At 65.0% G+C, this 13,840-nt stretch carries 17 protein-coding genes; 14 read left to right on the forward strand and 3 right to left on the reverse strand.

The window, feature by feature from the left end; all coding sequences use genetic code 11:
* Positions 1 to 59: 59 nt before the first annotated feature.
* The 5 genes from L6D77_RS07600 (at position 60) to L6D77_RS07620 (ending at position 5,735) form a co-directional block, all read left to right on the forward strand.
* Positions 60 to 437, forward strand: coding sequence for a gamma-butyrobetaine hydroxylase family protein (locus L6D77_RS07600; protein ID WP_186656421.1), 378 nt, complete (start codon positions 60 to 62; stop codon positions 435 to 437).
* Positions 438 to 773: 336 nt separating this feature from the next.
* Complete coding sequence (gene phaC, locus L6D77_RS07605; RefSeq protein WP_232882604.1) at positions 774 to 2,453, forward strand: class II poly(R)-hydroxyalkanoic acid synthase; 1,680 nt, start codon at positions 774 to 776, stop codon at positions 2,451 to 2,453.
* 64 nt (positions 2,454 to 2,517) lie between these two features.
* Positions 2,518 to 3,369: a poly(3-hydroxyalkanoate) depolymerase gene (gene phaZ / locus L6D77_RS07610; RefSeq protein WP_125465843.1), complete on the forward strand. Its 852-nt coding sequence runs from the start codon at positions 2,518 to 2,520 to the stop codon at positions 3,367 to 3,369.
* Between the two features lie 64 nt (positions 3,370 to 3,433).
* On the forward strand, positions 3,434 to 5,116 hold the full coding sequence (phaC, locus tag L6D77_RS07615) for a class II poly(R)-hydroxyalkanoic acid synthase (RefSeq protein ID WP_232882605.1): 1,683 nt from the start codon (positions 3,434 to 3,436) through the stop codon (positions 5,114 to 5,116).
* Positions 5,117 to 5,120: 4 nt separating this feature from the next.
* Positions 5,121 to 5,735 carry a TetR/AcrR family transcriptional regulator gene (locus L6D77_RS07620; protein WP_232882606.1) on the forward strand — a complete coding sequence of 205 codons (615 nt, stop codon included), beginning with the start codon at positions 5,121 to 5,123 and terminating at the stop codon, positions 5,733 to 5,735.
* 183 nt (positions 5,736 to 5,918) lie between these two features.
* On the opposite strand, the gene L6D77_RS07625 is transcribed toward L6D77_RS07620, so the two are convergent.
* The 3 genes from L6D77_RS07625 to L6D77_RS07635 form a co-directional block, all read right to left on the reverse strand.
* Complete coding sequence (locus L6D77_RS07625; protein WP_232882607.1) at positions 5,919 to 6,650, reverse strand: phasin family protein; 732 nt, start codon at positions 6,648 to 6,650, stop codon at positions 5,919 to 5,921.
* Positions 6,651 to 6,660: 10 nt separating this feature from the next.
* Entirely contained in the window at positions 6,661 to 7,077 is a 417-nt protein-coding gene (locus L6D77_RS07630; protein ID WP_232882608.1) for a phasin family protein, read from the reverse strand.
* 104 nt (positions 7,078 to 7,181) lie between these two features.
* Positions 7,182 to 7,457 (reverse strand): polyhydroxyalkanoic acid system family protein, encoded by a 276-nt coding sequence (locus L6D77_RS07635; protein WP_232882609.1) that lies wholly within the window; start codon positions 7,455 to 7,457, stop codon positions 7,182 to 7,184.
* A gap of 125 nt (positions 7,458 to 7,582) precedes the next feature.
* Here L6D77_RS07635 and ubiE point away from each other — a divergent pair, with 125 nt between their 5' ends.
* The 9 genes from ubiE to L6D77_RS07680 all read left to right on the forward strand — a co-directional run bounded on the left by ubiE (position 7,583) and on the right by L6D77_RS07680 (position 13,709).
* Positions 7,583 to 8,353: a bifunctional demethylmenaquinone methyltransferase/2-methoxy-6-polyprenyl-1,4-benzoquinol methylase UbiE gene (ubiE, locus tag L6D77_RS07640; protein WP_232882610.1), complete on the forward strand. Its 771-nt coding sequence runs from the start codon at positions 7,583 to 7,585 to the stop codon at positions 8,351 to 8,353.
* A complete protein-coding gene (locus L6D77_RS07645) occupies positions 8,353 to 8,976 on the forward strand; it encodes a ubiquinone biosynthesis accessory factor UbiJ (protein ID WP_232882611.1) in 624 nt (207 codons plus the stop codon). The genes ubiE and L6D77_RS07645 overlap by 1 nt, the downstream gene beginning before the upstream one ends.
* A complete protein-coding gene (gene ubiB / locus L6D77_RS07650) occupies positions 8,973 to 10,586 on the forward strand; it encodes a ubiquinone biosynthesis regulatory protein kinase UbiB (RefSeq protein WP_110994130.1) in 1,614 nt (537 codons plus the stop codon). Before L6D77_RS07645 ends, ubiB begins: the two co-directional genes overlap by 4 nt.
* A 73-nt stretch (positions 10,587 to 10,659) precedes the next feature.
* Positions 10,660 to 11,052, forward strand: coding sequence for a phosphoribosyl-AMP cyclohydrolase (hisI, locus tag L6D77_RS07655; RefSeq protein ID WP_110994129.1), 393 nt, complete (start codon positions 10,660 to 10,662; stop codon positions 11,050 to 11,052).
* A 2-nt stretch (positions 11,053 to 11,054) separates the two neighbouring features.
* On the forward strand, positions 11,055 to 11,390 hold the full coding sequence (locus L6D77_RS07660; protein ID WP_050707262.1) for a phosphoribosyl-ATP diphosphatase: 336 nt from the start codon (positions 11,055 to 11,057) through the stop codon (positions 11,388 to 11,390).
* A gap of 173 nt (positions 11,391 to 11,563) precedes the next feature.
* Positions 11,564 to 11,836 (forward strand): twin-arginine translocase TatA/TatE family subunit, encoded by a 273-nt coding sequence (locus L6D77_RS07665; protein WP_028688374.1) that lies wholly within the window; start codon positions 11,564 to 11,566, stop codon positions 11,834 to 11,836.
* A gap of 3 nt (positions 11,837 to 11,839) precedes the next feature.
* Positions 11,840 to 12,217: a Sec-independent protein translocase protein TatB gene (tatB, locus tag L6D77_RS07670; protein WP_232882612.1), complete on the forward strand. Its 378-nt coding sequence runs from the start codon at positions 11,840 to 11,842 to the stop codon at positions 12,215 to 12,217.
* Positions 12,214 to 13,005: a twin-arginine translocase subunit TatC gene (gene tatC, locus L6D77_RS07675; protein ID WP_153787262.1), complete on the forward strand. Its 792-nt coding sequence runs from the start codon at positions 12,214 to 12,216 to the stop codon at positions 13,003 to 13,005. Before tatB ends, tatC begins: the two co-directional genes overlap by 4 nt.
* Positions 13,002 to 13,709 (forward strand): 16S rRNA (uracil(1498)-N(3))-methyltransferase, encoded by a 708-nt coding sequence (locus tag L6D77_RS07680; RefSeq protein WP_232882613.1) that lies wholly within the window; start codon positions 13,002 to 13,004, stop codon positions 13,707 to 13,709. The genes tatC and L6D77_RS07680 overlap by 4 nt, the downstream gene beginning before the upstream one ends.
* Positions 13,710 to 13,840 lie beyond the last annotated feature (131 nt).

Consider the following 13,840-nt stretch of genomic DNA (forward strand, 5'->3'; position numbering starts at 1 on the left):
TTGAATCCCAGCCCAAGAAGCTGGAAGCTGACTCCATCAGCTCCCAGAGATTCCAGCCCATGGCCCGCCTGCCCACCGCCATCAACCTGCACAAAGCCTCTAAAACCCTCACGCTCACCTACGCCCCCGGCGAGGTCTACCACCTGCCCGCCGAGTTCCTGCGGGTGCACTCCCCCTCAGCCGAGGTCCAGGGCCACGGCAATCCCATCCTGCAATTTGGCAAGATCAACGTCGGCCTCAGCGGCCTGGAGCCTGCCGGCCAATACGCACTGAAACTGACCTTCGACGACGGCCATGACTCAGGACTGTTCACCTGGGAATACCTCGAGCAGTTGTGCCTGCGCCAGGAACAGCTGTGGGCCGAGTATCTGGATGACCTGCACAAGGCCGGCAAATCCCGCGACCCGTCCGAGTCGGTGGTGAAACTGATGCTCTAGCGCGGGGCCTCCAGGTTTTAGAGCGCATTTTCTAATCTCATCTGCTTGAATGCGTGGACGGCGGCCAAAGACTGGCTGTCTTGCGCATTACATGAAAGTCGGGTAACCAATGGAGCTGGCAAGTTCCCTGCATCGCCTTTTCGGCAGGCAGGGCCAGGCCGGTATGTAGAGGTCGCGAGCGAAAGCAGGTTGTCTTCACACGCAGAAACCCCCGCAGCTCATCATCGACACGCATCCGGTCGCAGCACCGCTGTTCCTTATCACTGGTCACCCGAGTAGCAGTACCGGGCTGTCACAGCACACCGGTACTCGTCTCAGGACAACGGAGCGTCGTAGATGAGTAACAAGAACAACGATGAGTTGCAGCGGCAGGCCTCGGAGAACACCCTGGGGCTGAACCCGGTCATCGGCATTCGCCGTAAGGATTTGCTCACGTCGGCGCGTACGGTATTGCGCCAGGCGGTTCGCCAGCCCCTGCACAGTGCCAAGCACGTGGCGCATTTCGGGCTGGAACTGAAAAACGTGCTGCTGGGCAAATCCAGCCTGCAGCCCGGTGGCGACGACCGTCGGTTCAGTGACCCGGCCTGGGGCCAGAACCCGCTGTACCGTCGCTACCTGCAGACCTACCTGGCCTGGCGCAAGGAGCTCAACGACTGGATCGGCGAAAGCGACCTGTCGCCCCAGGACATCAGCCGTGGCCAGTTCGTCATCAACCTGATGACCGAAGCCATGGCGCCGACCAACACCCTCTCCAACCCCGCGGCGATCAAGCGCTTCTTCGAAACCGGCGGCAAGAGCCTGCTCGACGGGCTGTCCAACCTCGCCAAGGACATGGTCAACAACGGCGGCATGCCCAGCCAGGTGAACATGGAAGCCTTCGAGGTGGGCAAGAACCTGGGCACCAGCGAAGGTGCGGTGGTGTACCGCAACGACGTGCTCGAACTGATCCAGTACAAACCCATCACCGAGCAGGTGCACAGCCGCCCGCTGCTGGTGGTGCCGCCGCAGATCAACAAGTTCTACGTGTTCGACCTGAGCCCGGAGAAGAGCCTGGCGCGCTTCTGCCTGCGCTCGCAGCAGCAAACTTTCATCATCAGTTGGCGCAACCCGACCAAGGCCCAGCGCGAGTGGGGCCTGTCCACCTATATCGACGCCCTCAAGGAAGCGGTCGACGCGGTGCTGGCGATCACCGGCAGCAAGGACCTGAACATGCTCGGCGCCTGCTCCGGCGGCATCACCTGCACCGCGCTGGTGGGCCACTACGCGGCCCTGGGCGAGAAGAAGGTCAACGCCCTCACGCTACTGGTCAGCGTGCTCGACACCACCATCGACACTGAGGTGGCGCTGTTCGTCGACGAGCAGACGCTGGAGGCGGCCAAGCGCCACTCCTACCAGTCGGGGGTGCTCGAGGGCAGCGACATGGCCAAGGTGTTCGCCTGGATGCGCCCCAACGACCTGATCTGGAACTACTGGGTCAACAACTACCTGCTGGGCAATTCACCGCCCGTGTTCGACATCCTGTTCTGGAACAACGACACCACGCGCCTGCCGGCCGCCTTCCACGGCGACCTGATCGAAATGTTCAAGAACAACCCGCTGATCCGCGCCAACGCCCTGGAGGTGTGCGGCACCGCCATCGACCTGAAGCAGGTCGACTGCGACATCTTCAGCGTCGCCGGCACCGCCGACCACATCACCCCGTGGCAGTCGTGCTACCGCTCGGCGCACCTGTTCGGCGGCAAGATCGAATTCGTGCTGTCCAACAGCGGCCATATCCAGAGCATCCTCAACCCGCCGGGCAACCCCAAGGCGCGCTTCATGACCGGTGAAGACCGCCCGGACGACCCGCTGGCCTGGCAGGAGAACGCGGTCAAGCACGCCGACTCCTGGTGGCTGCACTGGCAGACGTGGCTGGGCGAGCGCGCCGGGGACCTGAAGAAGGCGCCAACCCGGCTGGGCAACCGCAGCTACAGCGCAGGCGAGGCCGCACCGGGAACCTACGTGCACGAGCGTTGAGCCCAACCGCCGCGGTGTGCCGGCAGGCGCATCGCGGCGCTACCTTCACCCCAGAGTCACGCGTATGCCGCAACCCTACATCTTCCGCACCGTCGAGCTGGACGACCAGTCCATCCGCACCGCGGTGCGCCCGGGCAAGCCGCACCTGACGCCGCTGCTGATCTTCAACGGCATCGGCGCCAACCTCGAACTGGTGTTCCCGTTCATCGAGGCGCTGGACCCGGACCTGGAGGTCATTGCCTTCGACGTGCCCGGGGTCGGCGGTTCTTCGACGCCACGCCACCCCTACCGCTTCCCAGGCCTGGCCAAGCTGACCGCGCGCATGCTCGACTACCTGGACTACGGCCAGGTCAACGCCATCGGCGTGTCCTGGGGGGGTGCGCTGGCCCAGCAGTTCGCCCACGACTACCCCGAACGCTGCAAGAAGCTGGTGTTGGCCGCCACCGCCGCCGGTGCGGTGATGGTGCCGGGCAAGCCCAAGGTGCTGTGGCTGATGGCCAGCCCCCGGCGTTACATCCAGCCCTCCCACGTGATCCGCATCGCCCCCATGATTTATGGCGGCGCCTTTCGTCGCGACCCGGACCTGGCGCTGCACCACGCCTCGAAGGTGCGCTCCGGCGGCAAGATGGGCTACTACTGGCAGCTGTTCGCCGGGCTCGGCTGGACCAGTATCCACTGGCTGCACAAGATCCAGCAGCCGACCCTGGTACTGGCCGGCGACGACGACCCGCTGATCCCCCTGGTCAACATGCGCCTGCTGGCCTGGCGGATTCCCAACGCCCAGCTACACATAATCGACGATGGCCACCTGTTCCTGATCACCCGGGCCGAGGCCGTCGCCCCGATCATCATGAAATTCCTCCAGCAAGAGCGCCAGCGCGCGGTCATGCACCCCCGGCCCGCCAGCGGCGGCTGATGCCGGCCCCGCGCATGGAGTACGCGCGGACCTTCTTGCTGTGTTCTGACGATGGAGTGTTGGCATGAAAGACAAACCGGCAACAGGGACGACACCGATCCCGGCCACCAGCATGAACGTGCGCAACGCCATCACTGGCCTGCGTGGCCGCGACCTGATTTCGACGCTGCGCCATGTCGGCCGCCATGGCCTGCGCCACCCGTTGCACACGGCAAAACACTTGCTGGAGCTGGGCGGCACCCTGGGCCGGGTGATGCTCGGCGACACCCCGTTCCAACCGCACGCGCGCGACAGCCGCTTCAGCGACCCCACCTGGAGCCAGAACCCGTTCTACCGGCGCAGCCTGCAGGCCTACCTGGCCTGGCAGAAACAGACCCGCCTGTGGGTCGAGGAAAGCTCGCTGTCCCACGATGACCGCGTTCGCGCGCAGTTCCTGTTCAACCTGATCAACGACGCCATCGCCCCCAGCAACTCGCTGCTCAACCCGCTGGCGGTCAAGGAGCTGCTCAACACCGGCGGCCAGAGCCTGCTAAGGGGCGTGAGCCATCTACTGGACGACCTGCGCCACAACGACGGGCTGCCACGCCAGGTGGACGAGCGCGCCTTCGAGGTCGGCGGCAACCTCGCCGCCACGCCTGGCGCGGTGGTGTTTCGCAATGAGCTGCTGGAGCTGATCCAGTACAAGCCGATGAGCGAAAAGCAGTACGCCCGGCCCGTGCTGGTGGTGCCGCCACAGATCAACAAGTTCTACATCTTCGACCTCGGCCCGACCAACAGCTTCGTCCAGTACATGCTCAAGAACGGCCTGCAGGTGTTCATGATCAGCTGGCGCAACCCCGACCCGCGCCACCGCGAGTGGGGCCTGTCGAGCTACGTGCAGGCCCTCGAAGAAGCGCTCAACGCCTGCCGCAGCATCAGCGGTAGCCGCGATCCCAACCTGATGGGCGCCTGTGCCGGCGGCCTGACCATGGCTGCGCTGCAGGGCCACCTGCAAGCCAAGAACCAACTGCGCAAGGTGCGCAGCGCCACCTACCTGGTGAGCCTGCTCGACAGCCAGTTCGACAGCCCGGCCAGCCTGTTCGCCGACGAACAGACCCTCGAGGCGGCCAAGCGCCGCTCGTACCAGCGCGGTGTGCTCGACGGCGGTGAAGTGGCGCGGATCTTCGCCTGGATGCGGCCCAACGACCTGATCTGGAACTACTGGGTCAACAACTACCTGATGGGCAAGACGCCGCCGGCCTTCGACATCCTCTACTGGAACGCCGACAACACCCGCCTGCCGGCCGCCCTGCACGGCGACCTGCTGGACTTCTTCAAGCACAACCCACTGCCCCACGCCGACGGCCTGGAGGTGTGCGGCACCCCCATCGACCTCAAGCAGGTCGACCTCGACAGCTTCACCGTGGCCGGCAGCAACGACCACATCACCCCCTGGGACGCGGTGTACCGCTCGGCGTTGCTGCTGGGGGGCGATCGGCGCTTCGTGCTGTCGCACAGCGGGCATATCCAGAGCATCATCAACCCGCCCGGCAACCCCAAGGCCTACTACCTGGAAAACCCCAAGCTGTCCGGCGACCCGCGCGCCTGGTTCTATGATGCCGAGCGCCGCGACGGCAGCTGGTGGCCGCAGTGGCTGGAGTGGATAAGCCAGCGCTCCGGCACGCTCAAGGCACCGCGCAACGAGCTGGGCAACGCCACCTATCCACCGCTGGGCCCCGCGCCAGGCACCTACGTACTGGCACGCTGACCGGATGAAAACCCGCGACCGCATCCTCGAATGCGCCCTGCTGCTGTTCAACCGCCAGGGCGAACCTAACGTCTCGACCCTGGAGATCGCCAACGAACTGGGGATCAGCCCGGGCAACCTGTACTACCACTTCCACGGCAAGGAGCCATTGGTGATCGGCCTGTTCGAGCGCTTCGAAGAACAGCTGATGCCGCTGCTCGACCCGCCTCTGGACGTGCGCCTGGACGCCGAGGACTACTGGCTGTTCCTGCACCTGATCGTCGAGCGCATGGCCCAGTACCGGTTCTTGTTCCAGGACCTGTCGAACCTCACCGGGCGCCTGCCCAAGCTGGCGCGCGGCGTGCGCAGCCTGATCAACGCGCTCAAGCGCACCCTCGCCGCACTGCTGGCCAGCCTCAAGGGCCAGGGCCTGGTGACCAGCGAAACCCAAGCATTGGGGCAGTTGGTGGAGCAGATAGCCCTGACCCTGATCTGTTCGCTGGATTACCAGCGGGTGATTGGCCGTGAGGGCGATGTAGGGGTGGTGGTGTACCAGGTGATGATGCTGGTGGCGCCGCACTTGCAGGCGCCGGCGCGCACGGCGGCGGAGCAGTTGGCGATGCGCTATCTGGAAGGATGAAATGATCGCGCTGTAGGAGCGGCCTTGTGCCGCGAAAAGGTAGCGGAGCAGTCCTCGGTATTCGGCTCTGGTGCTGCAATCGCCGGGGCCGCTTCGCAGCCCGTTCGCGGCACAAGGCCGCTCCTACAGGGATAGCGTAAACCTGTAGGAGCGGCCTTGTGCCGCGATGAAGGCGACGCGGTATCAGGCCTGGGCGGCCGCGTTTACCGGTGCCGACGGGGTGGCGCTGGCCGGGGCCGCGCTGGGTGCCGGGGCCGCGGTGGCGGCGGGTGCCGCTGCTGCCGGCTTGGCTGGCGCAGGCTTGGCCGCAGCCGGTTTCTTCACCGCAGGCTTCTTCGCCGCTGCCGGTTTGGCCGCAGGCTTGGCCGCAGCCGGCTTGGCCGCAGCGGTTTTAACCGCAGGCTTGGCCGCCGGTTTCGCCGCAGCGGTCTTGGCGGCCGGTTTGGCGGCGGCTTTGGCCAGAGGCTTGGCGGCGGTCTTGCTGGCGGCGGCCTTGGAGATCGGGGTCACCGAAGCACCGGTGAGTTTCTCGATCTGCTTGGTCAGCGTGTCGACCTGCTGGTGCAGGGCCTTGATCTCGTTGCGGCTGGGCACGCCCAGGCGCGAGATGGCGCTGTTCAGGCGCTTGTCGAAGGCTTCTTCGAGTTCGCTCCACTTGCCCAGGGCGCGTTCCTTGACGTCCGATACCCGCGAGGTGGTGGCGGACTTGGCCGAGTCGGCCGCCGAGTCGACGCTTTTCTTCGCCTGCTTCTCGGCCTTCTCGCCATCCTTCACCAGCGAATCGAACAACTTCGGGCCGTCCTGGTCGACCTTGGAATAGATACCCAGGCCAGCCAACCAGATCTTGCGGGAGTACTTCTCGATTCCGCCGATCCAGGAGCTGCCTTCTTTCTCGGTGTTCTTCTTGCCAGCCATCCTGCTCTCCTTATGGTTTGTGCGCGACGCGCTCGAGCAGCTCGTGCAGCTGTTCAAGCTTGATGGACAACGCCTCAACGTCATGTTTAGACGGAATGCCGAGGCGATTCAAGGCGCGGCCGACGCGCTCGTCGAAGGCTTTCTCGATTTTGTCCAGCTGGACCTCGACCTTGCCCCGCACGCGGGTCACTTCCTGGCCGGCTTCTTCGATCTGGTGGTTGGCGGCATCGAGCTCTTTATGGATACGTTTCTTGCCGCGTTTCTCGACGCCTTCACCGGCCTTGACCAGTTCCTTGAAGTAGTCGGAGCCTTCCTGGCCAACACGGGCGTAAGCGCCGATGCCCGCCAGCCAGATCTTGCGCGCGTAGCCGCGCACTTCGCCCAGGGTGCCCTGGGCGTCGTCCTGCTTGAGATTCACTTTGGCCATGCTCTGTACCTCATGCTCGTTTGGGGAGGGAGGATGGGCCCAGGGTGGTAGGGCTTGAGCGTGAAGGTAGGCAAAAAAATTAGAATCCTCACCCTAAGGTGGGATCAGACCAGGGCTTTATCCAGCGCCCGCTCGATCTCGCCCTTGATGGTGCCGCTCATCATCGACAGCATCATGCCCAGCTTGAGCTCCACGCGGATGCTGTCCTCACCGATATGCACGCTGCCATTGGCGCCGCTGCGGGTTACGTCGACGCGATCACCGTTCCAGCTGGCCTTGAGGTCGTATTCGCGGCTCAGCTTGTCCACCAGCGCTTCGGCCTTGGCACGGGCGGCTTCGCGGCCGAGGGAGTGTTTGCGTTCGACGCTGATCTGGGTCATGCGGGTGTTCCTGGATATGAAGACAATGGCCGCATTATGCCCCCGCCCGCCCGGCGACACACCCTGCCAAGACAAAACCGCCCGTAGCCCATAGAATGGCGGTAATTTTTTTCTGGTGAAGCGAAATGACCGACCAGCGCAAAGGCGACCACGCCGAACCCACCACCCACTTCGGCTACCAGGACGTGCCCGAGAGCCAGAAGGCGAAGAAAGTCGCCGAGGTGTTCCACTCCGTCGCCGCCAAGTACGACCTGATGAACGACGTGCTGTCCGGCGGCATGCACCGCCTGTGGAAGCGCTTCACCATCGAGCTGTCGGGCGTGCGCAGCGGCAACCGGGTGCTGGACATCGCCGGCGGTACCGGCGACCTGGCGGCCAAGTTCTCGCGCCTGGTCGGCCCGACCGGCCAGGTGGTACTGGCCGACATCAACGATTCGATGCTCAAGGTCGGCCGTGACCGCCTGCTCGACCGTGGCGTGGCCGGCAACATCGAGTTCGTCCAGGCCGACGCCGAGAAGCTGCCGTTCCCGGACAACCACTTCGACTGCGTGACCATCGCCTTCGGCCTGCGCAACGTGACGCACAAGGACGAAGCCATCCGCTCGATGCTGCGCGTGCTCAAGCCAGGCGGTCGCCTGCTGGTGCTGGAGTTCTCCAAACCCACCAACAAGCTGATGGCCAAGGCCTACGACGCCTACTCGTTCGCCTTCATGCCGCTGGCCGGCAAGCTGATCACCAACGACTCCGAGAGCTACCGTTACCTCGCCGAGTCGATCCGCATGCACCCCGACCAGGAAACGCTGAAAAGCATGATGGTCGAGGCCGGCTTCGACCGCGTCACCTACCACAACATGACCAGCGGCATCGTTGCCGTGCACCGGGGGATCAAACCCTGATGCTCCTGGCCGGCCTCCTCGCCAGCGTCGAACATGGCCTGAACCGGGTCCTGCGCATGGACAGCACGGCCCTGCCGCGGCTGGCCGCGCTGGAGGGCCAGGTGATCGAGATCGATTGCGTGCAGCCGGCCCTCAAGCTGTTCGTGCTGCCCGATGAAGAAGGCCTGATGCTGGCCGCCCACTGGGAGGGCGAGGTCGACTGCACCCTGCGCGCCCCGGCCGGGCGCTTGGCCCAGCTGGCCCTGAGCCAGGACAAGACTGCCGTGCTGCACAGCCCGCAGGTCGAACTGCATGGCGACAGCGCGGTGCTGCTCGACCTGTTCGGTGTGCTGCAGGACCTGGAGCTGGACTGGGAACACGAGCTGCAACGCTGGCTCGGCCCGGTACCGACCGCACTGCTCGCCGGCCATGTGCGCCTGCGCGCACGCTGGACCAAACAGGGCCTGGCCCGTTTCAGCCAGAACCTCTCCGAATACCTGGCCGAAGAGTCCCGCACCCTGGTCGGCAAACGCGAAGCCGAAGCGGCGTTCAGCGAACTCGATGCGCTGAAAGTCGACATCGAACGTCTCGAGGCGCGCCTGCGCCGCCTCGCCCACACTCTTGATACCAGCGATAACGCATGAAGCTGCTCGCCGTCCGCCGTCTGTTGCGCATCCAGCGCGTCGTGATCCGCTACCGCCTCGATGACCTGCTGTTCGAACAGCCCCTGCTGCCCTGGTGGTTGGCCAGCCTGCGCCTGCTGATGCCCTGGCGCTGGCTGCCGCGCAAACCCCTCGAGCTCAGCCGCGGCGCGCGCATGCGCCTGGCGCTGCAGGACCTGGGGCCGATCTTCATCAAGTTCGGCCAGCTGCTGTCTACCCGCCGCGACCTGCTGCCCACCGACATCGCCGACGAGCTGATGCTGCTGCAGGACCGGGTACCGCCGTTCGACCCGCAGCACGCCGTGGCGCTGATCGAAGAACAGCTCGGCGCCAAGGTTGGCGAGGTGTTCAGCCGTTTCGACGTCGAACCGCTGGCCTCTGCCTCGGTGGCCCAGGTGCACGCCGCACGCTTGAAAAGCGGCGAGGAAGTGGTGGTCAAGGTGGTACGCCCGGGCCTGAAGCCGGTGATCGCCCAGGACCTGGCCTGGCTGTTCCTGATCGCCAAGGCCGCCGAGCGCGCCTCGGCCGATGCCCGCCGCCTGCACCCGGTAGAGATCGTCGGCGACTACGAAAAAACCATCTACGACGAGCTCGACCTGCTGCGCGAGGCGGCCAACGCCAGCCAGCTGCGACGCAACTTCGAAGGCTCCGAGCTGATGTACGTGCCCCAGGTGTACTGGGACTTCTGCCGGCCCAAGGTGCTGGTGATGGAGCGCATCTACGGCGTGCCGGTGACCGACATGGCCACCCTGGCCGACCAGCGCACCGACATGAAGCTGCTGGCCGAGCGCGGTGTCGAGGTGTTCTTTACCCAGGTGTTCCGCGACAGCTTCTTCCACGCCGACATGCACCCGGGCAACATCTTCGTCAGCACGGTCAAGCCGTGGAGCCCGCAGTACATCGCCATCGACTGCGGCATCGTCGGCAGCCTCACCGCCGAGGATCAGGACTACCTGGCGCGCAACCTGATCGCCTTCTTCAAGCGCGACTACCGCCGCGTGGCGCAACTGCACATCGACTCGGGCTGGGTGCCGGCGCAGACCAAGGTCAACGAGTTCGAAGCGGCGATCCGCACCGTGTGCGAGCCGATCTTCGAAAAACCGCTCAAGGACATCTCCTTCGGCCAGGTGCTGATGCGCCTGTTCCAGACCGCCCGGCGCTTCAACATGGAAGTCCAGCCGCAACTGGTGCTGCTGCAGAAGACCCTGCTCAACATCGAAGGCCTGGGCCGCCAGCTGTACCCCGACCTGGACCTGTGGAGCACCGCCAAGCCGTTCCTCGAACGCTGGATGCGCGAGCGCATGAGCCCCAAGGCGGTGTTCGGCAACCTGTACAGCCAGGCCGAGCAACTGCCGCACCTGGCCGACATGACCCGCGACCTGCTCGAACGCCTGTCGCAGCCGCACCTGCACGATCCGCAACTGCCCGAGCGCCGTCGCCAGGGCGACAACTGGGCGCTGCGCCTGCTCGGTGCCGGCCTGCTGGCCGGCGGCGCCACGCTCGCCGCCGGCGCCGTGAGCCTGAGCGCCCCGGCGGCGTGGCCGGCCTGGTTGATGCTGGCCGCAGGCTTGTACCTGATCGTGCGCCGATAGCCAGCCGCGCGGCTGGCTGGCACACTAGCGCACAGGGGCCCGGTACGGGAGCGGGCCCGGTTTGGAGTCGACGATGAAAGACTGGCTGGACGAGATCAAGTGGAACAGCGATGGCCTGGTACCGGCCATTGCCCAGGACCACAAGACCGGGCGCGTGCTGATGATGGCCTGGATGAACCGTGAATCCCTCGTGCTGACCGCCGCCGAAAACCGCGCCATCTACTGGTCGCGTTCGCGGGGCAAGCTGTGGCGCAAGGGCGAAGAGTCGGGCCATGTGCAAAAGCTGCATGAAATGCGCCTGGACTGCGACGCCGACGTGATCATCCTGATGGTCGAGCAGCTGGGCCATATCGCCTGTCATACCGGCCGCGAAAGCTGCTTCTACCGCGTTTTCGAAGACGGCCAGTGGAAAATCGTCGATCCGGTCCTCAAGGACCCGGACGCCATCTACAGCGCAGGACACTGAACATGAGCGACACGCTGAACCGCCTCGCCGAAGTGCTGGAAGAACGCAAGCACGCCGCCCCCGACAGCAGCTATGTGGCCAGCCTCTATCACAAGGGCCTGAACAAGATCCTCGAAAAGCTCGGCGAAGAGTCGATCGAGACCATCATCGCCGCCAAGGATGCCGCTGCCAGCAAGGATTACAGCGATGTAATCTATGAGACCGCCGACCTGTGGTTTCATAGCCTGGTCATGCTCAGCGCGCTGGGCCAGCACCCGCAGGCGGTGCTCGATGAGCTGGAGCGCCGTTTCGGGCTATCCGGCCATGATGAGAAGGCGGCGCGACAGCCGTCTGCCTGAATGATTGCCGGGGGCGCTGTGCGCCCCTTTCGCGGCACAAGGCCGCTCCTACACAGGGGGCAGTGTCGCCTGAATGATTCGCTGAACCCTGTAGGAGCGGCCTTGTGCCGCGAAGGGCTGCAAGGCAGCCCCCAGGGCCCGATAGACCGACACACATTTTTCAGGAGTACGAAATGGGTATTTTTGACTGGAAACACTGGATCGTCCTGCTGGTCGTCGTCGTGCTGGTGTTCGGCACCAAGAAGCTGAAAAACTTCGGCAGCGACCTGGGCGAGTCGATCAAGGGCTTTCGCAAGGCCATGAACGAAGAAGAAACCAAGCCGGCCGAACAGACCCCGCCGCCCGCCCAGCCCGTGCCACCGGTGCAGAACACCGCCCAGCAGGCCCAGGGCCACACCATCGAGGGCCAGGCGCAGCCGGTCCAAGAGCCGCAGCGGAAAGACTGACCCATGTTCGGCATCAGTTTCAGCGAGCTGCTGCTCGTCGGCCTGGTCGCCCTGCTGGTGCTCGGCCCCGAGCGCCTGCCGGGCGCCGCGCGCACCGCAGGCCTGTGGATCGGCCGGCTCAAGCGCAGCTTCAACGCGATCAAGATGGAGGTCGAGCGCGAAATCGGCGCCGACGACATCCGCCGCCAGCTGCACAACGAGCACATCCTGCAGATGGAACAGGAAGCCAAGCGCATCCTCAATCCGCTGGCGCCGCCTGTCGCCCAACCCGGCACTGATGCATCCGCAGCCCCCGCAGCACCCGCCGCCGACGCAGCGCCGACAGCTCCTGCCGCTGCGCCGCAACCCTCCGAGCCGCCCCAAACGCCGCGAGCCCCATGAGCGAGAATCCGGAAAACGACCAGCCAATGCCGCTGGTTTCGCACCTGACCGAGCTGCGCACCCGCCTGTTGCGTTGCGTCGCCGCCATCTTCCTGATCTTCGCCGGGCTGTTCTCCTTCGCCCAGCAGATCTACACCCTGGTGTCGGCGCCACTGCGCGCGCACCTGCCGGCCAACGCGACGATGATCGCCACCGACGTGGCCTCGCCGTTCCTCACGCCGTTCAAGCTGACCATGATCGTCTCGCTGTTCCTGGCGATCCCGTTCATCCTCCAGCAGATCTGGGGCTTCATCGCGCCGGGGCTGTACCGCCACGAAAAACGCATCGCCATCCCGCTGCTGGTGTCGAGCATCTTCCTGTTCTACGCCGGCATGGCCTTCGCCTACTTCCTGGTGTTCCCGCTGATCTTCGGCTTCTTCGCCAGCGCCACCCCCGAAGGCGTGTCGATGATGACCGACATCGCCAGCTACCTCGACTTCGTCATGACCTTGTTCTTCGCCTTCGGCGTGGCCTTCGAGATCCCGGTGGCCGTGGTGCTGCTGGTGTGGATCGGTGTGGTCGATGTGCAGTACCTGAAGAAGATCCGCCCGTACGTGATCATCGGCTGCTTCGTGGTCGGCATGGTGCTGACGCCGCCGGACATCTTCTCCCAGACCCTGCTGGCCGTGCCCATGTGGCTGTTGTTCGAGATCGGCGTGCTGTGCGGCAGCCTGATCCGCAAGCGCAGCCACGAACGCGACGAACAAAACCAAGACCACAACGACCAACCGCCTGCGACCCAACCGTGAACCTGTTGCTTCTTGAAGAGGCCGACTTCGTGTCGGCCGACCGCGTCATCCTCGCCGACCGCCGTTTCACCCACATGCAGCAAATCCACGGCGTGGCGGTGGGCGACAGCCTGCGCGTCGGGCGTATCAACGGCTTGATGGGCAAGGCCGAAGTTGTCCGCCTCGCAGGCCATGAAGCCGAGCTTCAGGTAGCTTTCGACCAGCCGCCACCGGCCAAGCTGCCGCTCACCCTGGTGCTGGCCGTGCCCCGGCCGAAAATGCTCCGCCGGCTGTTCCAGACCATCGCCACCCTGGGCGTTCCCCGGCTGATCCTGGTCAACAGCTACAAAGTCGAGAAGAGTTTCTGGCAGACGCCGTTCCTCAACCCCGAAACGATCCGCGAAAACCTCATCCTGGGCCTGGAGCAGGCCCGCGACACGGTCTTGCCTGAGGTCATCATCGAAAAACGCTTCAAACCGTTCGTCGAAGATCGCCTGCCCGCCATCGCTGCCGGCACCCTCGGCCTGGTCGGCCACCCCGGCCCCTACCCGGCCTGCCCGCGCGCAGTGGAAGGCCCGGTAACCCTGGCGATCGGCCCCGAAGGCGGCTGGATCCCGTATGAAGTCGACCTGCTGCACAAGGCCGGCCTGGCCCCCGTGCAATTGGGTGATCGCATCTTGCGGGTCGAGACCGCGGTTACCGCCCTGCTATCGCGAATTTTCTGACAGACGGGTCAGCTTTTGCCCATCAAGTTTCCCCGACGCACGCCGATGGCCTTGGCAACAAAACAATAATCCGCACTGCCACGCGCCGGGGAGTCGTCTATGTACCGTTGGTTTGCCCAGTCACTCGGGAA

This window comes from Pseudomonas parasichuanensis (genome assembly GCF_021601385.1).
GTDB classification, from domain to species: Bacteria; Pseudomonadota; Gammaproteobacteria; order Pseudomonadales; family Pseudomonadaceae; genus Aquipseudomonas; species Aquipseudomonas parasichuanensis.

What these genes read in the sequence shown, in the direction of transcription:
- L6D77_RS07600 (WP_186656421.1), top strand. Translation starts at nt 60, where the DNA reads ATGGCCCGCCTGCCCACCGCCATCAACCTGCACAAAGCCTCTAAAACC.
- phaC (WP_232882604.1), top strand. Translation starts at nt 774, where the DNA reads ATGAGTAACAAGAACAACGATGAGTTGCAGCGGCAGGCCTCGGAGAAC.
- phaZ (WP_125465843.1), top strand. Translation starts at nt 2,518, where the DNA reads ATGCCGCAACCCTACATCTTCCGCACCGTCGAGCTGGACGACCAGTCC.
- phaC (WP_232882605.1), top strand. Translation starts at nt 3,434, where the DNA reads ATGAAAGACAAACCGGCAACAGGGACGACACCGATCCCGGCCACCAGC.
- L6D77_RS07620 (WP_232882606.1), top strand. Translation starts at nt 5,121, where the DNA reads ATGAAAACCCGCGACCGCATCCTCGAATGCGCCCTGCTGCTGTTCAAC.
- L6D77_RS07625 (WP_232882607.1), bottom strand. Translation starts at nt 6,650, where the DNA reads ATGGCTGGCAAGAAGAACACCGAGAAAGAAGGCAGCTCCTGGATCGGC.
- L6D77_RS07630 (WP_232882608.1), bottom strand. Translation starts at nt 7,077, where the DNA reads ATGGCCAAAGTGAATCTCAAGCAGGACGACGCCCAGGGCACCCTGGGC.
- L6D77_RS07635 (WP_232882609.1), bottom strand. Translation starts at nt 7,457, where the DNA reads ATGACCCAGATCAGCGTCGAACGCAAACACTCCCTCGGCCGCGAAGCC.
- ubiE (WP_232882610.1), top strand. Translation starts at nt 7,583, where the DNA reads ATGACCGACCAGCGCAAAGGCGACCACGCCGAACCCACCACCCACTTC.
- L6D77_RS07645 (WP_232882611.1), top strand. Translation starts at nt 8,353, where the DNA reads ATGCTCCTGGCCGGCCTCCTCGCCAGCGTCGAACATGGCCTGAACCGG.
- ubiB (WP_110994130.1), top strand. Translation starts at nt 8,973, where the DNA reads ATGAAGCTGCTCGCCGTCCGCCGTCTGTTGCGCATCCAGCGCGTCGTG.
- hisI (WP_110994129.1), top strand. Translation starts at nt 10,660, where the DNA reads ATGAAAGACTGGCTGGACGAGATCAAGTGGAACAGCGATGGCCTGGTA.
- L6D77_RS07660 (WP_050707262.1), top strand. Translation starts at nt 11,055, where the DNA reads ATGAGCGACACGCTGAACCGCCTCGCCGAAGTGCTGGAAGAACGCAAG.
- L6D77_RS07665 (WP_028688374.1), top strand. Translation starts at nt 11,564, where the DNA reads ATGGGTATTTTTGACTGGAAACACTGGATCGTCCTGCTGGTCGTCGTC.
- tatB (WP_232882612.1), top strand. Translation starts at nt 11,840, where the DNA reads ATGTTCGGCATCAGTTTCAGCGAGCTGCTGCTCGTCGGCCTGGTCGCC.
- tatC (WP_153787262.1), top strand. Translation starts at nt 12,214, where the DNA reads ATGAGCGAGAATCCGGAAAACGACCAGCCAATGCCGCTGGTTTCGCAC.